At 72.8% G+C, this 19,846-nt stretch carries 16 protein-coding genes and 1 rRNA gene; 13 read left to right on the top strand and 4 right to left on the bottom strand.

From position 1 onward, the window contains the following. The 3 genes from rrf to ACFWU9_RS33990 form a co-directional block, all read left to right on the top strand. Window positions 1-88 (top strand): 5S ribosomal RNA (gene rrf / locus ACFWU9_RS34000); the annotation flags it as partial. 444 nt (window positions 89-532) lie between these two features. Further along, window positions 533-1,270 carry a hypothetical protein gene (locus ACFWU9_RS33995; protein ID WP_384324941.1) on the top strand — a complete coding sequence of 246 codons (738 nt, stop codon included), beginning with the start codon at window positions 533-535 and terminating at the stop codon, window positions 1,268-1,270. Then, window positions 1,270-2,028: a tetratricopeptide repeat protein gene (locus ACFWU9_RS33990; RefSeq protein WP_384324940.1), complete on the top strand. Its 759-nt coding sequence runs from the start codon at window positions 1,270-1,272 to the stop codon at window positions 2,026-2,028. The genes ACFWU9_RS33995 and ACFWU9_RS33990 overlap by 1 nt, the downstream gene beginning before the upstream one ends. A gap of 90 nt (window positions 2,029-2,118) precedes the next feature. Here the strand turns inward: ACFWU9_RS33990 and ACFWU9_RS33985 are convergent, their stop codons facing one another. Further along, window positions 2,119-3,411 carry a DUF1015 family protein gene (locus ACFWU9_RS33985; protein ID WP_384324939.1) on the bottom strand — a complete coding sequence of 431 codons (1,293 nt, stop codon included), beginning with the start codon at window positions 3,409-3,411 and terminating at the stop codon, window positions 2,119-2,121. A gap of 85 nt (window positions 3,412-3,496) precedes the next feature. Here ACFWU9_RS33985 and ACFWU9_RS33980 point away from each other — a divergent pair, with 85 nt between their 5' ends. Both ACFWU9_RS33980 and ACFWU9_RS33975 read left to right on the top strand, forming a co-directional pair. Continuing rightward, entirely contained in the window at window positions 3,497-4,525 is a 1,029-nt protein-coding gene (locus ACFWU9_RS33980; protein ID WP_384324938.1) for an HAD-IIA family hydrolase, read from the top strand. Window positions 4,526-4,664: 139 nt separating this feature from the next. After that, window positions 4,665-4,802 (top strand): hypothetical protein, encoded by a 138-nt coding sequence (locus ACFWU9_RS33975; protein ID WP_384324937.1) that lies wholly within the window; start codon window positions 4,665-4,667, stop codon window positions 4,800-4,802. 37 nt (window positions 4,803-4,839) lie between these two features. On the opposite strand, the gene ACFWU9_RS33970 is transcribed toward ACFWU9_RS33975, so the two are convergent. Further along, window positions 4,840-5,187 carry an SCP2 sterol-binding domain-containing protein gene (locus ACFWU9_RS33970; protein ID WP_384324936.1) on the bottom strand — a complete coding sequence of 116 codons (348 nt, stop codon included), beginning with the start codon at window positions 5,185-5,187 and terminating at the stop codon, window positions 4,840-4,842. A gap of 42 nt (window positions 5,188-5,229) precedes the next feature. On the opposite strand from ACFWU9_RS33970, the gene ACFWU9_RS33965 reads away from it, so the two are divergent. The 5 genes from ACFWU9_RS33965 to ACFWU9_RS33945 all read left to right on the top strand — a co-directional run bounded on the left by ACFWU9_RS33965 (window position 5,230) and on the right by ACFWU9_RS33945 (window position 10,512). Beyond that, on the top strand, window positions 5,230-5,592 hold the full coding sequence (locus ACFWU9_RS33965; RefSeq protein ID WP_384324935.1) for a hypothetical protein: 363 nt from the start codon (window positions 5,230-5,232) through the stop codon (window positions 5,590-5,592). Between the two features lie 7 nt (window positions 5,593-5,599). Then, window positions 5,600-6,415 (top strand): TlyA family RNA methyltransferase, encoded by an 816-nt coding sequence (locus ACFWU9_RS33960; RefSeq protein WP_384324934.1) that lies wholly within the window; start codon window positions 5,600-5,602, stop codon window positions 6,413-6,415. After that, on the top strand, window positions 6,412-7,344 hold the full coding sequence (locus ACFWU9_RS33955) for an NAD kinase (RefSeq protein WP_384324933.1): 933 nt from the start codon (window positions 6,412-6,414) through the stop codon (window positions 7,342-7,344). Before ACFWU9_RS33960 ends, ACFWU9_RS33955 begins: the two co-directional genes overlap by 4 nt. A gap of 88 nt (window positions 7,345-7,432) precedes the next feature. After that, complete coding sequence (gene recN / locus ACFWU9_RS33950; RefSeq protein WP_384324932.1) at window positions 7,433-9,178, top strand: DNA repair protein RecN; 1,746 nt, start codon at window positions 7,433-7,435, stop codon at window positions 9,176-9,178. 224 nt (window positions 9,179-9,402) lie between these two features. Beyond that, on the top strand, window positions 9,403-10,512 hold the full coding sequence (locus tag ACFWU9_RS33945) for a glycosyltransferase family 4 protein (RefSeq protein WP_384324931.1): 1,110 nt from the start codon (window positions 9,403-9,405) through the stop codon (window positions 10,510-10,512). 79 nt (window positions 10,513-10,591) lie between these two features. Here the strand turns inward: ACFWU9_RS33945 and ACFWU9_RS33940 are convergent, their stop codons facing one another. Both ACFWU9_RS33940 and ACFWU9_RS33935 read right to left on the bottom strand, forming a co-directional pair. Then, a complete protein-coding gene (locus ACFWU9_RS33940) occupies window positions 10,592-12,223 on the bottom strand; it encodes a PucR family transcriptional regulator (RefSeq protein ID WP_384324930.1) in 1,632 nt (543 codons plus the stop codon). A 109-nt stretch (window positions 12,224-12,332) separates the two neighbouring features. Next, window positions 12,333-14,141, bottom strand: coding sequence for a glycoside hydrolase family 15 protein (locus ACFWU9_RS33935; protein ID WP_384324945.1), 1,809 nt, complete (start codon window positions 14,139-14,141; stop codon window positions 12,333-12,335). A gap of 732 nt (window positions 14,142-14,873) precedes the next feature. On the opposite strand from ACFWU9_RS33935, the gene ACFWU9_RS33930 reads away from it, so the two are divergent. The 3 genes from ACFWU9_RS33930 to ACFWU9_RS33920 all read left to right on the top strand — a co-directional run bounded on the left by ACFWU9_RS33930 (window position 14,874) and on the right by ACFWU9_RS33920 (window position 19,764). Further along, window positions 14,874-16,532, top strand: coding sequence for a CTP synthase (locus tag ACFWU9_RS33930; protein WP_384324929.1), 1,659 nt, complete (start codon window positions 14,874-14,876; stop codon window positions 16,530-16,532). Window positions 16,533-16,637: 105 nt separating this feature from the next. Then, window positions 16,638-17,264, top strand: coding sequence for an NUDIX domain-containing protein (locus tag ACFWU9_RS33925; protein ID WP_384324928.1), 627 nt, complete (start codon window positions 16,638-16,640; stop codon window positions 17,262-17,264). A gap of 487 nt (window positions 17,265-17,751) precedes the next feature. Beyond that, on the top strand, window positions 17,752-19,764 hold the full coding sequence (locus ACFWU9_RS33920) for a tetratricopeptide repeat protein (protein WP_384324944.1): 2,013 nt from the start codon (window positions 17,752-17,754) through the stop codon (window positions 19,762-19,764). The last annotated feature ends 82 nt before the right edge of the window (window positions 19,765-19,846 follow it).

Here is a 19,846-nt window from a genome sequence, read left to right as displayed (position 1 = left end):
CGGTTACATTCCGAACCCGGAAGCTAAGCCTTTCAGCGCCGATGGTACTGCAGGGGGGACCCTGTGGGAGAGTAGGACGCCGCCGAACAATCTTTCAAGGACCCCTGGTCCAGCGTTCACGCTGGACCAGGGGTCTTTTTGTTTTTCTGGATTTGTAGGAAGCGCGTCCGTTCCTCGGCTGCGTGAGAATGACTGTGGTACCCGAAGACAGGAGCCGTGCCGATGTCCCCCAACTCTCCCGACGACCGTCCGGAGCGCGAATCACGTCGTAGGGACGGTGGTGGTGACCGGAGCGGTTCCCGTGGCGGCCGTCCCACAGGCTCTGGCGGTGGCGTCGGCGACTACGTAGCCCGCAACGACAACCGTGGCGGTGGCCGGCCCACCGGCGGAGGCCGTCCAACTGGCGGCGGCCGGCCCGCGAACAGCGGTCGTCCGTCCGGTAGTTCCGGTGGTTCGGGTGGTGGCGGTGGGTTCCGTGGGCGCGATGAGCGCCCGTCCTCCCGCCGCGACGACCGGCCGAGCGGACCGCGCCGTGACCGTGACGACGACCGTGGCGGCCGTCCCACCTCTGGTGGCCGGCCCCCGAGTGGTGGACGTCCCACCGGCGGCAGTGGATTCCGTGATCGTGACGAGCGGCCCAGCCGGCCGCGCCGTGACGACGAGCGCGGCGACCGTGGTGGTCGTCCGACCGGCAGCGGAGGTCGTCCCACGAGTGGTGGCGGTGGCGGGTTCCGTGGACGTGACGAGCGTCCCAGTGGTCCGCGTCGGGACGACCGGCGTGGGCGTGACGAGCGTCCGTCGTTCCGTCGTGACGATCGGCCGACCGGTCCCCGTCGGGACCGTGACGACGACCGTGGCGGCCGTCCCGCCTCCGGTGGTCGGCCCACGAGCGGTGGTCGTCCGTCCTCCGGTGGTTCGGGTGGTGGCGGTGGGTTCCGTGGGCGCGATGAGCGTCCGCCTTTCCGCCGTGACGATCGGCCGAGCGGCCCGCGCCGTGACCGTGACGACGACCGTGGTGGCCGTCCCACCTCCGGTGGCCGTCCCACCGGCGGTCGGCCCAGTGGCGGCGGCGGTTTCGGCCGACGTGACGACCGGGATCGGGATCGCGACCGAGACCGTGGCGGGTATCGGGGACGTGACGACCGTGACGACCGCGGTGGGTACAGGGGACGTGACGACCGGGATCGGGACCGGGAGCCCATCAAGCGGCTGCCCATCCCCGAGGACGTCACCGGTGACGAGATCGACAAGGCTGTGCGGCAGGAGCTGATGAGCCTGCCCAAGACCCTCGCCGACGACGTCGCCAAGAACCTCGTCATGGTCGCCAACCTCATCGACGAGGACCCCGACCAGGCTTACGCCTACTCGCGCGTGGCCCTGCGGCTCGCCTCCAGGGTCGCCGCGGTGCGCGAGGCCGCCGGCTTCGCCGCGTACGCGACCCAGAAGTACGGCGAGGCCCTCGCCGAGTTCAGGGCGGCGCGGCGGATGACGGGCAACGTCGACCTGTGGCCCGTCATGGCCGACTGCGAGCGTGGTCTCGGCCGTCCCGAACGCGCCCTGACCATGGCCGGTGAGCCCGAGGTGCTGAAGCTCGACAAGGCCGGACAGGTCGAGATGCGGCTCGTCGCCGCCGGCGCGCGCCGGGACATGGGGCAGATCGACGCCGCCATCGTGACCCTGCAGGGGCCCGAGCTGGGCTCCAACTCCGTACAGCCGTGGTCCGCGCGGCTGCGCTACGCGTACGCCGACGCCCTGCTGTCGGCCGGGCGCGAGGACGAGGCGCGTGAGTGGTTCGCGAAGGCCCTGGAGGCCGACAAGGACGGCGCCACGGACGCCTCCGACCGTCTCGCGGCCCTGGACGGCGTCCAGTTCGTCGACATCGACGTTGACCTCGATGCGGATGAGGACGACGACGAGGACGAGGCGGACGGCGCGGGCGGTCTCGTGGACGAGGCACCCGAGCCCCTCTCGGACGATGACGACGACATCGCCGACGAGGAGCCGGAGCCCGGGAGCGACAAGTCCTGATCCGGTGATCCACGCGGCATGAGAGAGGGCTCCATCCCCACCGGGGGATGGAGCCCTTTTGTTTTCTCCGCCGGTCGTTCACGCCGGCTCTCAGTCCTCCGCGAGGCTCCGCAGCACCAGGCCCGTCGCCGGCTTCGGGCCGAACGACGTCGACTTGCGCGGCATCGTGACCGCGTGGCGTGCCAGGTCCCGTACGACCTCTTCGCGTACCGGACGCAGCAGGACCGCCGTACTGCCGTGGCGCTCCGCCTGCTCCACGACGGCCTCGGTGTCGTGGATGTACGAGATGTGATCGGGCGCGTCCGGGATCTTCCAGATGTGGTCGAGCAGCGTGAGATGCAGCACGGTCGCGTCGAGCGCGCGCCACTCCTCCGGGCGGTCGGCCGGCACCGTACGGGCCAGGAGCGCCGGGTCGGGGCGGTCGATCAGGTGGAAGCGGCCGTCGCCCGCCAGCAGGAACGCGTTGTCCCCGGCCCCCGCCCCGGACAGTGCTTCCAGTGCCTCCGGCAGCGTGCCGTCGAGTGTGCGGACCCGGAACGAGCCCGGCATGTCCCGCAGCGCCGTCAGCGCGTCCGCGACCGGCAGCCGGTGCAGCAGCCGGTGGATCGCGCGGACCTGGAGCGGGTAGCGCGCGGTGTCCACCAGCAGGACCAGGCCGTAGTCCCAGGGGCCGGCCTCGGACGGCGGGTGTTCCTCGCGCAGCCGCAGATAGGTCGCCCAGCGGTGGTGACCGTCCGCGATGAGTGCCTGACGGTCCGCCAGATCCAGTTCGATGTCCGCCAGATCCGCCGGCTCGGTGACCGACCAGAGGCGGTGGCTGAAGCCGTCCTCGGTGGTGGTGGAGAGCAGGGGCTTGCGCCGTACGGTCCGTTCTATGACGGCGGTGGTGCCGGTCGCGCTGCCGTCGCCGCGGTAGCTGAGGAGCAGCGGTTCCAGATTGGTGGCGGTCTCCCGCATCAGGGCAGCGCGGTCCTCGACGATGTCCGGCATGACGTCCTCGTGCGGCAGTACGACACCCTCGGCGGGCGTGGTCAGGGCCAGGGCCCCGATGATCCCGCGCTGGAGCACGTCGCCGTTGCGCTGCTCGTACACGTACAGCGCCGGTTCCGCGTCCGGCGCGAGCACGCCTTCCGCGAGCCAGCGCTGGAGTGTCTCCGCCGCTTGACGGTGCCGGTCGGCGGCGGTCGCGGCCTGCGGCAGGATCAGCCGGACGATGTTGTGCGGGTCGGCCGACTCCAGGTGGTGGAGTCCGTCGGGCCGTACCACGACGTCGTACGGCGGCGACGTCACGGCGGCCAGGCTGCCCACCCGTTCGGGGACGTAGCGCAGCCCGCGGAACGGGATCAGACGGAGACCTTTCCCTGCCGACCCTGTGGTGTTCATCTGCGCATCGTATGCGGGCGCGGGCATGAGCGATGATCGGGGGAGGAACGTCCGGTCATGGGGCGGAAGAGGAAACGGGAGACTGATGAGTCAGCCGAGCAGGACCAGGCCCGACAGCAGCGCGACGGCGCTCAACGAGGCGTACGACACGGCTCTGCTGGACCTCGACGGGGTGGTGTACGCGGGCGGTGAGGCCGTCGACCATGCCGTCGACTCGCTGATCACGGCCCGGGACGGCGGAATGCGTCTCGCGTACGTCACCAACAACGCGCTGCGGACGCCGGACGCCGTCGCCGCGCATCTGACGGAGCTGGGGGTGCCCGCCGAGCCCGCCGAGGTGATCACGTCGGCGCAGGCGGTGGCGCGGCTGATCTCCGAGCAGGTGCCGGCCGGCGCCCGGGTGCTGGTGATCGGCGGCGAGGGCCTGCGGGTCGCCCTGCGGGAGCGGGGACTTGAGCCCGTGGAGTCGGCCGACGACGATCCGGCGGCCGTGGCGCAGGGCTACGGCGGACCGGACCTGGCGTGGGGGCGGTTCGCCGAGGCCGGGTACGCGATCGCGCGTGGTGTGCCGTGGTTCGCGTCCAACACCGACCTGACCATTCCGAGCGCGCGGGGGATCGCGCCGGGCAACGGGGCGGCCGTCGAGGTCGTACGGATCGCCACCGGCGCCGACCCGCAGGTGGCGGGCAAGCCGCTGCCGCCGATGAACCGGGAGACCGTGCTACGGACGGGGGCGAAGCGGCCGATCGTCGTGGGGGACCGGCTGGACACCGACATCGAGGGCGCGTTCAACGGCGGTATGGACTCGCTGCTGGTGCTGACCGGGGTGACGGACGGGGCGCGGTTGCTGGCCGCCGAGCCGAAGTACCGGCCGACGTATGTGGACGCGGATCTGCGCGGGTTGCTGACCGGACAGCCCGAAGTCGCGGGCCGGGACGGCGCGTTCGTCTGCGGCGGGTGGACCGCGTCCGTACGGGACGAGGCCCTGGTGCTCGACGGTGACGGCGCGGCGATGGACGGGCTCCGGGCGCTGTGCGCCGCGGCCTGGACGCATGCGGGGGACGGCGCGTGCGCCCTGGACGGGGGCAAGGTGCTGGCGAGGCTCGGGCTGTAGCGGCGCGAACGGATGCGCGTACGGGAAGGGGCGCGGTACCAGCGGTACTACGCGTCCCCTCCCGCGCGCGGGAGCGCGCCGGACGGCATCACGGTCGCCGATCCGGTCGCGGGACGACGAACGGATTGTCGAGGTGTCGATGGCGTCGACCGGCGTCGGTGAGCCGGTCGATCGCTATGTCGACGAAGTGACCGACGAGCCGGAGACGGGCACCCCGCTCGTCGTCCCGGCCGCGCCCGGGGCGCGGCACAGCATGCCCCTGCGCGCCGCCGGGTGACCCGTACGCGCCGCCGCCCGCTCGCCGGGCGGCCGGCTCAGAGGAGGGAACGCAGCCGCAGCAGATCGCGGAAACCCGCTTCGAGCTTGACCCGCCCCGATCCCCACGCCCTGGCGAAGTTCAACTCGCCGTCAACCATGGCCACCAGATCGTCGCCCGCCATCGCCAGCCTGATCTGCGCCTTCTCACGCGGCGGGCCGTCGTGGGAGTCGTGCACCTCGATCCGGCCGTCCTCGATCCGGCCGGTGAAGGTCGTGTCGAGGTCCGTGATGTGGCAGCTCAGCGAGCGGTCGAGACCGCTCGCCCCGCGGATCCCGTGGTCCGCCCGCGCCATGTTGTCCGAGAGCTTTTCGAGTGCGCTGCGGCACTCCTCCTTCGTCGCCATCGTGATCGACGGTACCGCAGGGCTTCGCGGTAGCGTCTGGGCATGAGCGACGAGACGGCGGGCCCGGCGGACGTGCAACGGGCCTTCCTTCCCCCCGAGCCACCGGCCCGGCCCGAACCGGACACCCGGCCGGAACCCGGGCCCGAGCCCTCCGCCCCGGCCCACGACCCGGCGGCCCCCGCGCCCCTCGGCATCGACCGCGTCCCCACCGGCAACCCCGAGGTGGACGGGAAACTGGCCAGACTCGGCGACGCGGACCACCTCCCGGCGGACGGCCACCTCGACGTGTACGAGGATGTGCACCGGGGCCTGCGCGACGCGCTCACCGCGCTCGACGTACGCCCCGGACCAGGCCAGGCCGCCCCCCGACCCGGCCCCGCGCAGCCGTACGACCACAGGAGCTGAACCGAAAGTGGCAGGAGTGGCACGCCAACGCCTCGACGCCGAGCTGGTACGCCGCAAACTCGCGCGCTCCCGTGAGCACGCGACCCAACTGATCGCCGCGGGACGCGTGACCGTCGCGGGCGCCACCGCGACCAAGCCGGCCACCCAGGTCGAGAAGAGCGCCGCCGTGGTGGTCGCCGAGGACGGCGGCGACCCCGGTTACGTCTCGCGCGGCGGACACAAACTCGCGGGCGCCTTCGCCGTCTTCGTACCCCGGGGACTGCGGGTCGAGGGGCGCAGGGCACTGGACGCGGGCGCGTCGACGGGCGGCTTCACCGACGTACTGCTGCGGTCGGGGGCCCGGGAGGTCGTCGCCGTGGACGTCGGCTACGGACAACTCGCCTGGTCACTCCGGAGCGATGAACGGGTCACCGTCAAGGACCGTACGAACGTACGTGAGTTGACGCCCGAGATCGTCGAAGGAGAGCCGGTGGACCTGATCGTGGGGGACCTGTCGTTCATCCCGCTGGGCCTGGTGCTGCCCGCGCTGGCGCGGTGTGCCGCGCCCGACGCGGACCTGGTCCTGATGGTCAAACCGCAGTTCGAGGTGGGCAGGGAACGCCTCGGCAGCGGCGGTGTCGTGCGCAGCCCGGAGCTGCGCGCCGAGGCCGTACGGACGGTGGCGGACCAGGCGGCGGAGCTCGGCCTCGGGACGCGAGGCGTCACCGCGAGCCCCCTGCCCGGCCCCGCCGGGAACGTCGAATACTTCCTGTGGCTCACCGCCGGGGCGCCAGACGTCGACCCGGCCGATGTCGACCGTGCTGTGGCGGAGGGACCCCGTTGACGACGAACGCAGAACAGACCGCGGAGACCGGTGCGGAGCGACGCACGGTCTTCCTGCTGGCCCACACCGGCAGACCCGCCGCGATCCGCAGCGCCGAACTGGTGGTCCAGGGACTGCTGCGCAACGGCATCGGTGTACGCGTACTGGCCGCCGAGGCCGGCGACCTGCCGCTCCCGTCGGAGGTCGAGACCGTCCCGGACGACACGTCGGGCGCGCTGAACGGCTGTGAGCTGCTGATCGTGCTCGGGGGCGACGGCACGCTGCTGCGCGGCGCCTCCTTCGCGCGTACGTCGGGCGTGCCGATGCTCGGCGTCAACCTGGGGCGGGTCGGCTTCCTCGCGGAGGCGGAGCGCGACGATCTCGACAAGGTCGTCGACCGGGTCGTCACCCGCGCGTACGAGGTCGAGGAGCGGATGACCATCGACGTCCTCGTGCACAGCAACGGCACCGTCGTGCACGAGGACTGGGCGCTCAACGAGGCCGCCGTGCAGAAGGTCTCGCCCGAGCGGATGCTGGAGGTCGTCCTGGAGATCGACGGGCGGCCGGTGACCGGCTTCGGCTGCGACGGCATCGTGTGCGCCACCCCGACCGGTTCGACGGCGTACGCCTTCTCGGCCGGCGGTCCCGTGGTGTGGCCCGAGGTGGAGGCGCTGCTCATGGTGCCCATCAGCGCGCACGCGCTGTTCGCGAAGCCGCTGGTGACCTCGCCGAAGTCGGTGCTCGCGGTGGAGGTGCAGCCCCATACGCCGCACGGCGTGCTGTGGTGCGACGGACGCAGGACGGTCGAGCTGCCGGCTGGCGCGCGGGTGGAGGTACGGCGCGGGGCGGTGCCCGTACGCCTCGCACGGCTGCACCAGGCGTCCTTCACGGACCGGCTGGTGGCGAAGTTCGCCCTCCCGGTCGCGGGGTGGCGAGGGGCGCCGCACTAGCCCGTCCCGGCCCGGGGCACCCCCTCGGAGCACCCCCGGGATCGAACCGGAGGGCGGGGGCCGTCGCACGGCGGCCTCCGGACCTCGTATGGTCGTGTCCGTGTTGGAGGAGATGCGGATACGGTCGCTCGGGGTCATCGACGACGCGGTTGTCGAGCTGTCGCCGGGGTTCACCGCGGTGACCGGTGAGACAGGCGCGGGCAAAACCATGGTCGTCACCAGTCTGGCGCTGCTGCTGGGCGGCCGGGCCGACCCGGCGCTGGTGCGGATCGGTGCCAAGGCCGCGGTGGTCGAGGGGCGGCTCACCATGTCGGCCGACGCCCCGGCCGCCCGGCGGGCGGAGGAGGCGGGCGCGGAGCTCGACGACGGCGCGCTGCTGATCAGCCGGACCGTTTCGGCCGAGGGGCGCTCGCGCGCCCACATCGGCGGACGTTCCGTGCCGGTGGGCGTGCTCGCCGAGCTGGCGGACGACCTCGTCGCCGTGCACGGCCAGACCGACCAGCAGGGTCTGCTGAGGCCCGCGCGGCAGCGGCAGGCGCTGGACCGGTACGCGGGGGACGCCGTCGCCGCGCCGCTCGCCAAGTACGCGGAGGCGTACCGGCGGCTGCGGACCGTCGCCGCCGAGCTGGAGGAGCTGACCACCCGCGCCCGTGAGCGCGCCCAGGAGGCGGACCTGCTGCGTTTCGGTCTGAACGAGATCGCCGCCGTCGAGCCGCTGCCGGGGGAGGACACCGAACTGGCCGCGGAGGCCGAGCGGCTCGGCCACGCCGAGGCGCTGGCCTCGGCCGCCGCCCTCGCGCACGCGGCGCTCGCGGGTGACCCGGAGGACCCGTCGGACGGCGGCGACGCGACGACGCTCGTCGGCGGCGCGGGGCGCGCGCTGGAGGCCGTACGGTCCCACGACCCGGCCCTCGCCACGCTCGCCGACCGGATGGGCGAGATCGCGATCCTGCTGGCGGACGTGGCCGGTGAACTGGCCGGATACGCCGACAACCTGGACTCCGACCCGCGCCGGCTCGCGGCGGTCGAGGAGCGCCGGGCCGCGCTGACCGGGCTGACGCGCAAGTACGGCCAGGACATCACCGAGGTGCTGGCCTGGGCCCAGGAGAACGCGGCGCGGCTGACCGAACTCGAGGGCGACGACGAGCGGATCGGCGAGCTGACCGTCGAGCACACCACTCTGTTGGGTGAACTGTCCGTTCTGGCACAGGCGTTGACCGACGCCCGTACGGAGGCGGCGGCGCGCTTCGCCGAAGCGGTCACCGGCGAACTCGCCTCCCTCGCGATGCCGCACGCGCGCGTCTCGTTCGACGTACGGCAGACCGAGGACCCGGACGGCGTCGAGGTGGACGGCCGCCCGGTGGCGTACGGCTCCTCGGGCGCCGACGAGGTCGAACTGCTGCTGGCCCCGCACCCCGGCGCCCCGCCGCGGCCGATCGCCAAGGGTGCCTCCGGCGGTGAGCTCTCCCGGGTGATGCTCGCGGTCGAGGTCGTCTTCGCGGGGTCCGATCCGGTGCCGACGTATCTCTTCGACGAGGTCGACGCGGGCGTCGGCGGCAAGGCGGCGGTCGAGGTCGGCCGCCGGCTGGCGAAGCTCGCCAAGTCCGCGCAGGTGGTGGTCGTGACGCACCTGCCGCAGGTCGCGGCCTTCGCCGACCGGCAGCTGCTGGTGGAGAAGACGAACGACGGCTCGGTGACGCGCTCCGGTGTCACGGCTCTCGAAGGCGAGGACCGGGTACGGGAGTTGTCCCGGATGCTGGCGGGCCAGGAGGACTCGGAGACGGCCCGCGCCCACGCGGAGGAACTGCTGGCGACGGCCCGCGCGGACGGCTAGGCCGCCTCCGGCGGGTGGTGGGAGTGGCGCGGGCGGAGGCGGGGGCCCGCGCTCCCGCCCGGTACCGTAGGTGGGGCACGCCCAGGTGTCACTCGTGTGAGTGATATCGGGCGGGGAGTCCGCGGCGATCGACACACCCGCGACGCCCCCTCGGTGCCGGAAGGTCCGTACCGGCTGGCATCCTTGGGACGGCACACACCACCGGAAACAGGAGCCTCGGGCACGTGACACAGCTGCGTACGGTCCAGGTGCTCGGCGGTGGCAGTGCGGGAAGCAGCGCGCACGTCAGATCGCTGACGGCCGGGCTCGTCGCCCGGGGCGTGCGGGTCACCGTCTGCGCGCCGGAGTCGCTGGAGCGGACCTACGACTTCCGGGGCTGCGGTGCCGACCATGTGCCGGTGGCCCGGCGGGGCGACCCCCTCTCCCTCGGAGCGCTGCGGGCCGCCTGCGCCGGCGCCGACGTGGTGCACGCGCACGGAGTGCACGCCGCCGTACGCGCGGCGGTCGCCCTCGGCGGGCGGCGCGTCCCCCTCGTCGTCACCTGGCACACCCGTGTGCACGCGGAAGGACCGCGCGGCCATGTGCTGCGGCTTCTGGAGCGAAGGGCCGTCAGGGCGGCGGCCGTTGTGCTCGGCGCCTCCTCGGAGCTGGTCGACCGGGCCCGCGAGCGCGGCGCCCGGGACGCGCGCCTCGCGCCGGTCGCGGTACCGGCCCCGCGCCGGTCCCCGGCGGCGGGCGAGGACGACGAGTGCGACGCGGGCGGCAAGGCCCGCGCCGAACTGGGCGCGGTGGGGCGGCCGTTGCTGATGGCGGTCGGCAGCCTCGTACCCGGCCGGGGCTACGGCACCCTGCTGGACGCGGCGCGGACCTGGCGCGAGCTCGACCCCGTACCCCTTCTGGTCATCGCGGGGGAGGGCCGTGAACGGGCCCTGCTCCAGGGCCGGATCGACGACGAGGACCTGCCCGTCAGTCTCGTCGGCCGCCGTGACGACGTGAGCGAACTCCTCGCCGCCGCCGACATCGCGCTGCTCACCAGCCGCTGGGAGGCCCGCTCGCTGCTGGCCCAGGAGGCGCTGCGGCTCGGTGTCCCCCTGGTCGCGACGGCCGTCGGCGCCGTGCCCGAACTGGTCGGCGACGCGGCGGAGTTGGTCCCGTACGGCGATGCCCGGGCCCTCGCGGACACCGTGACCCGGCTGCTGGCCGATCCCGAGCGGCTGGGCGAACTCGCGGCGGCCGGGCACGTCCGTGCGGCGACGTGGCCGACGGAGGACCACACCATCGCCCAAGTCCTCAGTGTCTACGACGAGTTGACCGAGCCGTCCCCGCCGAGGTGATCCGGGCCGGTGGTCGGTGACCCGGGCCGGTGAAGGTCGCCCCGGCGGGCGAATCCCGGACGCGGTCCACCGCTCCCGCTCAGCGCACGTGCCGCCGCGCGCGCAGGGCCAGGCTCAGGGCCAGGACCGTGCGCGGGTCGTCCAGGTCGGTGCCGAGCAGTTCGGAGATCCGGGCCAGCCGGTTGTAGAGGGTCTGCCGGTTCAGATGCAGTTCGCGCGCGGTCTCCGCCTTACGGCCCGCGTGGTCCAGGAACGTCGTCAGCGTCGGCAGCAACGGGGCGCGTGAGGTGCGGTCGTGGACGAGCAGCGGGCCGATCGCGCGGTCCACGAACGCCGACAGGTCGGGGTGGTCCCGCAGCCGCCACAGCAGCAGATCGATGTCCAGCCGCAGGGCGTCGTGCCACGGCCGCTCCGGCAGGCCCCCGGCGGCGGCAGCCGTCTCCGCCGCGTGACGCAGGCCCGCGCTCGCCGCCGCCCAGCCGCCCGGGACGCCGACGACCACCACGGGCCTCGGGCCGCCGGGCCGCTCAAGACCGGCCCGTTCCACGCCCGCCCGCAGAGCCGCCGCCACCCGGTCGGCGACCGCGCCGCGTTCGGACTCCGAGCGCAGCCCGACCAGCAACGGGACCCGCCCCTCCACGGGACGTACACCCAGCAGCACCGGCACCCCGACGGACGCCAGCTCTTCCAGAACGGCACGCGCCAGCGGCGCCCAGTCGCCCGGTGGAGGCGGCTCGGGGCCCAGCCGCATCACCACCGGCAACAGCGGACCGCCGCCCGGCCGGAACCCCAGCACCGACGCCTGCGCGGGCGCGTCGTCCGCCGTGACGCGGCCCTCCGCCAGATCGGTGAGGAAGTCGCCCCGGCCGCGCGCCGCCAGCTCGTCCTCCTGGCGCGCCTGCATCAGCACCACCGCGAGGATGCCCGCCGCCCGCTCGGCCGCCATCCGGTGCACCGGAAGCAGCGGGGCCGACACCGGAGGCAGGACGAGCCGGGCCCGTACGCCACCGGTCCCGTGCCCGCCACCGGGTACGTCCACCAGCACCGTGCCCGCCGGCGGACCCGCCTCGCGGTCGGCCCGCTGCGCCCGCAGCCCCTCCCAGACCTGGAGCGGCCCGGCGGCCGTCGGCTGCCCCGACGCTTCGGCCGCCGCGTACAGCAACTGCCCGTCGGGGGTCTCCAGGAAGACCGGGTTGCCCGCGAAGTCCGCGACGACGCGCATCACCTGGGGCACGCCGCCGCCGTCGAGCAGCGCCTCCGTGCACCGCCGGTGGACCTCGTCGGCCTGCCGCAGCAACGCGTAGTGCCCGTTGACGATCTCGGTGTGGACCTCCTCGGTCACCGACACGAACGGCACCTCGCGATGCAGCTGCACCAGCGGCAGCCCGGCCGTCCGCGCCGCGTCCACGACCGCCGCGGGCAGCCGCCCGAACCGGGGCCCCAGCTCCACCACCAGCGCGGCGATCCCGCGATCGGCCAGGCCGCGTACGAAGGCACGCTGCTCGGCGGGGCGGGCGCCGAGCCCGATGCCGGTGGTGAGCAGCAGCTCACCACCCTTGAGGAGGGACGCGATGTTCGGCACCTCGCCCGCGTGCGCCCAGCGCACGGTGCGGTGCAGCCGGTCCGCCCCGGCGACGACCTCCGGGAGCCCGGCACGGAGGCCCGGCAGCTCCAGGGCCTGCCGCACGGTGATTCCGCCCTGATCGTCCATGGGATCGGACGCTACCCGGCCCGCGCGCCCCTGTCCGTCCCCGGAACCGCGCGGACCGCTCGTCGGCCCGCGCGGACCGGTCTGCCGACCCGCGCGGACCTCGGCGGGGTCAGCCGCCGTACGCCCCCGAAGCCGTCAGGCGCAGCGCCGTGTCGATCAGCGGGACATGGCTGAACGCCTGCGGGAAGTTGCCCACCTGGCGCTGGAGCCTCGGGTCCCACTCCTCGGCGAGCAGCCCGAGGTCGTTGCGGAGCGCGAGCAGCTTCTCGAAGAGCTTGCGGGCCTCGTCGACGCGCCCGATCATCGCGAGGTCGTCGGCCAGCCAGAACGAGCAGGCGAGGAACGCGCCTTCGTCGCCCTCCAGGCCGTCGAGACCGGTGTGCTCGCCCGAGGTCGGGTAGCGCAGGACGAAACCGTCCTCCGTGGAGAGCTCGCGCTGGATCGCCTCGATCGTGCCGATGACGCGCTTGTCGTCCGGCGGCAGGAAGCCCATCTGCGGGATCAGCAGCAGCGAGGCGTCCAGTTCCTTGGAGCCGTAGGACTGCGTGAAGGTGTTGCGCTCCTTGTCGTAACCCTTCTCACACACGTCGTGGTGGATGTCGTCGCGCATCTCGCGCCAGCGCTCCAGCGGGCCGTCCGCGTCGCCGGACTCGATCAGCTTGATCGTCCGGTCGACCGCGACCCACGCCATCACCTTCGAGTGCACGAAGTGCCGGCGCGGTCCCCGGACCTCCCAGATGCCCTCGTCCGGCTGGTCCCAGTGCGTCTCCAGATACTCGATCAGCTTGAGCTGGAGCAGCGCGGCGTAGTCGTTGCGGGCCAGGCCCGTCATGTGCGCCAGGTGCAGGGCCTCGGTGACCTCGCCGTACACATCGAGCTGGAGCTGGTGCGCGGCGCCGTTGCCGACCCGGACGGGGCCCGACCTCTCGTAACCGGGCAACCAGTCCAGCTCCGCCTCGCCCAGCTCACGCTCGCCCGCGATCCCGTACATGATCTGGAGGTTCTCGGGGTCGCCCGCGACGGCCCGCAGCAGCCACTCACGCCAGGCGCGGGCCTCCTCGCGGTAGCCGGTGCGCAGCAGGGAGGAGAGGGTGATGGCGGCGTCGCGCAGCCAGGTGTAGCGGTAGTCCCAGTTCCGTACGCCCCCGATCTCCTCGGGAAGCGACGTCGTGGGCGCGGCGACGATGCCGCCGGTCGGCGCGTACGTCAGGGCCTTGAGCGTGATCAGCGAGCGGACGACGGCCTCGCGGTAGGGGCCGTGGTACGTACAGTGCTCGACCCACTCCCGCCAGAACTCCGACGTCAGCGTCAGCGATCCCTCGGGGTCCGGCAGCGCGGGCGGCTGCCGGTGCGAGGGCTGCCAGCTGATGGTGAAGGCGATCCGGTCGCCGGGCGCCACGGTGAAGTCGGAGTACGTCGTCAGGTTCTTGCCGTACGTGTCCGCCTCGGTGTCGAGCCAGATCGAGTCCGGCCCCGCGACGGCGACGGTGCGGTTGTCCACCTGGTGCACCCAGGGCACGACCCGGCCGTAGCTGAAGCGCATCCGCAGCGCGGAGCGCATCGGCACCCGGCCGCTGACGCCTTCCACGATCCGGATCAGCTGCGGCGCGCCGTCACGCGGGGGCATGAAATCGGTCACCCTGACCGTGCCGCGTGGCGTGTCCCACTCCGATTCCAGGATCAGGGAGTCACCCACATAGCGGCGCCGGTCGGCCCGCGGGGGCTCGGCTCCTGCCGGAGCCGCGGGTCCGAGCCGCCAGAAACCGTGTTCATCGGTCCCCAGCAGCGCCGCGAACACGGCTTGCGAATCGAAGCGGGGCAGGCACAGCCAGTCGACTGTGCCGTCCCGGCAGACCAGGGCGGCGGTCTGCATGTCTCCGATGAGTGCGTAATCCTCGATGCGCCCGGCCACGTGCATCTCCAGTCGAACGGCCACGTTCGCCCCGTGGGGCGCTTACTGCGGGAAAGGGTCGTTGACGAGCTCTTTTTCCGGGAACACGGGCGGGGGTAGTGCCGTTTGCCGGCCGGACTCGGCAGCGAATGTCCGAGCAGGATACGACGCACTTCGGAGATCCGCGCAGGTGTCCAGGCAACACAAATAAGCTGAACGAGTTGGCCAACAGTGACACAACCCACGCCGGCGCAGCTCGGATGACGTGCGGTTACGGGGCGGCGGCCGAATGCGGACAGTCCGGTGGACCCCGACGTGACGGGGTGGTGACGGTGTGTTGATCATCAAGCCCTGTGGAGTGATCAACTTGTGATCTTGAGCGGCGTTCGACGGACCGTCAAACCCCCACGGTGGGTTGGCCGGAAAAGGTCTTTGCAGGGCCGGAGGTACCGCTCTCGCGGGCAGCGGTCACGGAGTGATCGGGAGCGCACCGCCGGGCGCGCCCCGCGCCCCTCGCGAGCCCCGGCGAACGCCCGGACGTGCGGGCGACGCGCCGCCGCCCCGCGGCCGACGCGAACGCCCCCCTGCCGTCGCTGATACCCTGGTGGCCCGTGGACGGATGGCCCCCAAGCACTTCTCAGGGGCCCCGAACCGCAGCGACGGCCGCCCCTCCAGATCCTCCGGTCTCACCGGTGACTCAACCGGACAGGGGCGCCGGTACGCACCTCAGACCGCGACCACGGGAGCACCGTCTTGGCCATGCCGAACCGATCCTCGACCTCCTCGACGACCAAGCACATCTTCGTCACCGGGGGCGTCGCTTCCTCCCTCGGCAAGGGCCTGACCGCCTCCAGCCTGGGGGCACTCCTCAAAGCGCGGGGCCTGCGGGTCACCATGCAGAAGCTCGACCCGTATCTGAACGTCGACCCCGGCACGATGAACCCCTTCCAGCACGGTGAGGTGTTCGTCACCAACGACGGCGCCGAGACCGACCTGGACATCGGGCACTACGAGCGCTTCCTCGACGTCGACCTCGACGGCTCGGCCAACGTCACCACCGGCCAGGTCTACTCCACGGTCATCGCCAAGGAGCGGCGCGGCGAGTACCTCGGCGACACGGTCCAGGTCATCCCGCACATCACCAACGAGATCAAGCACCGCATCCGGCGTATGGCGACCGACGACGTCGACGTCGTCATCACCGAGGTCGGCGGCACGGTGGGCGACATCGAGTCACAGCCGTTCCTGGAGACCGTCCGTCAGGTCCGCCACGAGGTGGGCCGCGACAACGTCTTCGTGGTGCACATCTCCCTGCTCCCGTACATCGGCCCCTCCGGCGAGCTGAAGACCAAGCCGACACAGCACTCGGTCGCCGCGCTGCGCAGCATCGGTATCCAGCCGGACGCGATCGTGCTGCGCGCCGACCGTGAGGTGCCGCTGTCGATCAAGCGCAAGATCTCGCTGATGTGCGACGTGGACGAGGCCGCCGTGGTCGCGGCGATCGACGCGAAGTCCATCTACGACATCCCGAAGGTCCTGCACACCGAGGGCCTGGACGCCTATGTCGTACGGAAGCTGGACCTGCCGTTCCGGGACGTCGACTGGACCGTCTGGGACGACCTGCTGGACCGGGTCCACAACCCCGACCACGAGGTCACGGTCGCGCTGGTCGGCAAGTACATCGACCTGCCCGACGCGTATCTGTCGGTGACCGAGGCGCTGCGGGCCGGCGGTTTCGCCAACCGCGCCCGGGTCAAGGTCAAGTGGGTCACGTCGGACGACTGCAAGACGCCCGCGGGCGCGGCACGCCAGCTCGGGGACGTCGACGGCATCCTGATCCCCGGCGGGTTCGGCGAGCGCGGGGTGACCGGCAAGGTCGGCGCGATCCAGTACGCACGCGAACAGAAGATCCCCTTGCTGGGCATCTGTCTGGGCCTCCAGTGCATCATCATCGAGGCCGCGCGCAACCTCCTGGAGAACCCGGACGCCAACTCCACCGAGTTCGACGCCGCGACCGCTCATCCGGTGATCTCCACCATGGAGGAGCAGCTCGCGTACGTGGAGGGTGCCGGCGATCTGGGCGGCACGATGCGGCTCGGCCTGTATCCGGCGAAGCTCGCGGACGGCTCGATCGTGCGGGGCGTCTACGACGACCAGCCGTACGTGGAGGAGCGCCACCGGCACCGCTACGAGGTGAACAACACCTACCGCGCCGAGCTGGAGAAGAAGGCGGGCCTCGTCTTCTCGGGCACCTCGCCCGACAACAAGCTCGTCGAGTACGTGGAGTACCCCCGTACGACCCACCCCTATCTGGTCGCCACGCAGGCGCACCCGGAGCTCCGGTCGCGTCCGACGAGGCCGCATCCGCTCTTCGCGGGCCTGGTCAAGGCCGCGGTGGAGCGTCGTCGGGGCGAGTAGCCGCGGGGCCCGAGGCGATAACGTTGCCGAGGTACGGCTCTCCCGGTGTCCCCGGGATCCGTACCTCGGTTTCCGCTGTGTGGGCGTGTGTGGAGGTAAGTTTCGATGGCCATCAAGGACACCCCCGAGGAGTGGCGGATCACGGCCACCGCGACGCCGTTCCGGGGCAACAAGACCAGCGTCCGTACGGACGACGTGGTCATGCCGGACGGCTCGGTGGCGCGCCGCGACTACCAGGTCCACCCGGGCTCGGTCGCGATCCTCGCCCTGGACGAGGCGGACCGCGTGCTCGTCGTACGGCAGTACCGCCATCCCGTCCGGCAGAAGCTGTGGGAGATCCCGGCGGGCCTGCTCGACGTCCCCGGTGAGAACCCGCTGCACGCGGCGCAGCGGGAGCTGTACGAGGAGGCGCACGTCAAGGCGGAGGACTGGCGGGTGCTGACGGACGTCTACACGACGCCGGGCGGCTGCGACGAGTCCGTACGGATCTTCCTGGCCCGCGATCTGTCGGAGGCGGAGGGCGCGCGCTTCGAGGTCTCCGACGAGGAGGCGGACATGGAGCAGGCGCGGGTGCCGTTGGCGGAGCTGGTGCGGGGGGTGCTCGCGGGCGAACTGCACAACAACGCGCTCGTCGTGGGCGCGCTGTCGCTGACCGCCGCGCTGGCGGGGGACGGTCTCGACGCGCTGCGTCCGGCGGACGCGGAGTGGCCGGCGCGGCCGTTCGAGGCATGAGGGACCTCTGGAGTGTGTCCCAGTAGGACGAACTGCTGATCCGATTGGGGGATTTGTCGCCGTGCCCCAGGGGGCCGGTGGTGGGGCGTGAACTAGGCTCGAATCGCCCGTGCGGACACCCGCCGGGCTCGACTCGTGCGCACCCCGCCGGACGGGCAGGGGAAGGAGCGTGGCCGTGACGGACCAGGCGGTGGACGTGAACGGCGGCCCTGCCCGGTCGCGTACGGAGCCTCCAACTCCGCCCGAGGCGAAGCACCCTGACGAGGCGTCAGCCGATTCGAGCGTCGCACCCGACCGGGGTTCCTATCCTGACGGTCCCTCAGGTGACCGCCCGTCCGCCCGCGTACGAGCCGTCCCGGACCGTACGACGAGGAGCGACGATCCGCCGGCGGACCCCCCGCCCGGGGAGCCGCGCCACCGCCGGGCCGACGTACGCCCGGACGTGCCGACCTCGGCCGGAGTCGCGGTCGCACCGCCGCCGGACGCGGTGGCCGCCGGGACCGCGTCGGGCGGGCCCGACGCCGCCCCCGGATTCTTCGGGCGCCAGCGGGAGTTGAAGAGCCTGCACACCGACATCGAGCGGGCCGGGCTCAACACCATCGCCGGGCGGAAGGCCGCCCATACCCGCGTGCTGCTCATCGCCGGTCAGCGCGGCTCCGGACGGACCGCGCTCGCACGGGAGTTGGCGCGGCAGGTCGGGCGGCGGTATCCGGACGGGGTGCGCCACATTCGGCTCACCGAGCCGAGCGGCGAACCCGTCCCGGCCGAACGCACCGCGCGCGACCTGCTCGGCGAGTTCGGCATCGCCGTACCGCCCGGCGCCGGTGAGGACGAGCTGTCCGAGATGGTGCGCGACGCGCTGGCCGAGCGCCGGGTGCTGCTGCTCCTCGACGACGCCCACGACGCCGAGCAGGTCGACCTGCTGCTCCCCGAGAACCCGGACTGTCTCGTCGTCGCCGTCGCGCGCGGCCCGCTCACCGGCATCCCGGACATCCGCCCGTGCACCATCGGCGGCCTGGACGCCAAGGCCGCGATCGAACTGCTCGGCACCTACACCGGCTCCGTCCGCATCACGGTCGACCCCCAGGCCGCCGAGTCGCTCGCCGAGGAGTGCGGCGGGCAGCCCGCCGCGCTCGCCGTCGTCGGCGGCTGGCTCGCCACCCGCCCCACCGTCTCCGTCGCCGACGCCGCCAAACGGCTGCGCTCCGTCCCCTGGGACCCCGAACAGCCGCAGGGTGTCCGGGCGTTGGCGCGGGCCTTCCGGTTCGTCTACGAGGACCTCCCGTCCTCCACCGCCGGAGTCCTGCGACTGCTCGCCCTCGCCCCCGCCGGATTCGCCGACGTCCACACCGCGTCCGCGCTGGCCGGCTGCTCCGTCTCCGCCGCCAGGGCGGCACTCGACGACCTCTCCGCGCTGAACCTGCTTCGGCCGGCGGGGGAGCAGTACGAGGTCATCGGCTCCCTCGCCCCCTTCATGCGCGCGGCGATGGAGGCGACCGACCGCCCCGGCGAGGTGCAGCTCGCCAGGGCGCGGATGCTGGAGCGGACCGTACGGCTGCTGCAGTCCTGCCGGGCGGTCACCGAGCCCGACGGTTCCCCGGCCCGTAGAAAACTCGCCTCGCTGCCGCGCGCCGTGCGGTTCCCGAGCACTCGGGCCGCCGCCGACTGGCTGCGCTCCCGCAGGCCGGCCCTGCTGGCCTCCGCCCGGCTTGCCGTGGCCGACGGCGGGCTGGACACCCTCGCCCGCAGGCTGGTCTCCGCGCTGGTCAGGGCGCTCGCCGCGCACCAGGGCACCGACGCGGCCGCGCCGGACCTCTACGGGCTCCACCAGCTCGTCCTCGGTGTCGCCGAGCGCCAGGGGCTGCACCGCGAGGTCGCCGCCGCGCTGCTCAACATCGGCGACCTGGACGCGCTGACGGGCCGTACGCACGACGCGCTCGCCCGCTACCGGGCCGCCCTGGACGCCGGAAGGGCCGCGAACGACCACTACGCCACCGGCCGGGCGATGGAATCCGTGGGCGGCGCCTACCAGGAACTGGAGGACTGGCACCGCGCCGCCGACTGGTACGGCCGCGCCCTCGCGCAGCGGCTCGGCCGCGGCGAGCGGGCCGACGAGGCGCGCCTCTACGGCAGGCTCGGCACCGTCCACGCCTGCGCCGGCCGCTACGGCGAGTCGCTGCGCCACTGGCGGGCGGCCGTGGCCGGCTTCCGCAGGCTCAAGGACCTTCCGGGCCAGGCCCGCGCGCTCAGCGAGGCGGCCAGGGTCCACGAGTACGCGGGCCGTCCCGAGGAGTCGCTCGGGACCTGCCAGGAGGCCGTGGAGTACGCGCGGCTGGCCGGCGACACCCGGCTCCAGGCCGCGCTGGAGCTCCGGCTCGCGGACACGCTCGACCGCCTCGGCGACCCGACGGCGGCCCGACTGCACCGCAATGCCTCCGATCGTCTGCTCTCCACCGACTCCTCTGCCTACGAAATCCGTAGGACCTCGGCGGAAGATTGATGCTTTGCAAGGCTAGACAGTGAGAAGTCCTTCATTAGACTGGCTCTGTCGTAAGTCAGCGATGCCTTCCGATGCGCCTTCG

The sequence above is a fragment of the Streptomyces sp. NPDC058653 genome (assembly GCF_042716895.1).
GTDB lineage: Bacteria > Actinomycetota > Actinomycetes > Streptomycetales > Streptomycetaceae > Streptomyces.
Note: the sequence above shows the minus strand (reverse complement) of the source record. Positions and strands in the feature narration are given on the sequence as shown.

Excerpts from the sequence above, each read along its gene's own strand:
- ACFWU9_RS33990 (WP_384324940.1), top strand. The coding sequence starts at position 1,270 with ATGAGCCTGCCCAAGACCCTCGCCGACGACGTCGCCAAGAACCTCGTC.
- ACFWU9_RS33985 (WP_384324939.1), bottom strand. The coding sequence starts at position 3,411 with ATGAACACCACAGGGTCGGCAGGGAAAGGTCTCCGTCTGATCCCGTTC.
- ACFWU9_RS33980 (WP_384324938.1), top strand. The coding sequence starts at position 3,497 with ATGAGTCAGCCGAGCAGGACCAGGCCCGACAGCAGCGCGACGGCGCTC.
- ACFWU9_RS33975 (WP_384324937.1), top strand. The coding sequence starts at position 4,665 with ATGGCGTCGACCGGCGTCGGTGAGCCGGTCGATCGCTATGTCGACGAA.
- ACFWU9_RS33970 (WP_384324936.1), bottom strand. The coding sequence starts at position 5,187 with ATGGCGACGAAGGAGGAGTGCCGCAGCGCACTCGAAAAGCTCTCGGAC.
- ACFWU9_RS33965 (WP_384324935.1), top strand. The coding sequence starts at position 5,230 with ATGAGCGACGAGACGGCGGGCCCGGCGGACGTGCAACGGGCCTTCCTT.
- recN (WP_384324932.1), top strand. The coding sequence starts at position 7,433 with ATGGTCGTGTCCGTGTTGGAGGAGATGCGGATACGGTCGCTCGGGGTC.
- ACFWU9_RS33940 (WP_384324930.1), bottom strand. The coding sequence starts at position 12,223 with ATGGACGATCAGGGCGGAATCACCGTGCGGCAGGCCCTGGAGCTGCCG.
- ACFWU9_RS33935 (WP_384324945.1), bottom strand. The coding sequence starts at position 14,141 with ATGCACGTGGCCGGGCGCATCGAGGATTACGCACTCATCGGAGACATG.
- ACFWU9_RS33930 (WP_384324929.1), top strand. The coding sequence starts at position 14,874 with ATGCCGAACCGATCCTCGACCTCCTCGACGACCAAGCACATCTTCGTC.
- ACFWU9_RS33925 (WP_384324928.1), top strand. The coding sequence starts at position 16,638 with ATGGCCATCAAGGACACCCCCGAGGAGTGGCGGATCACGGCCACCGCG.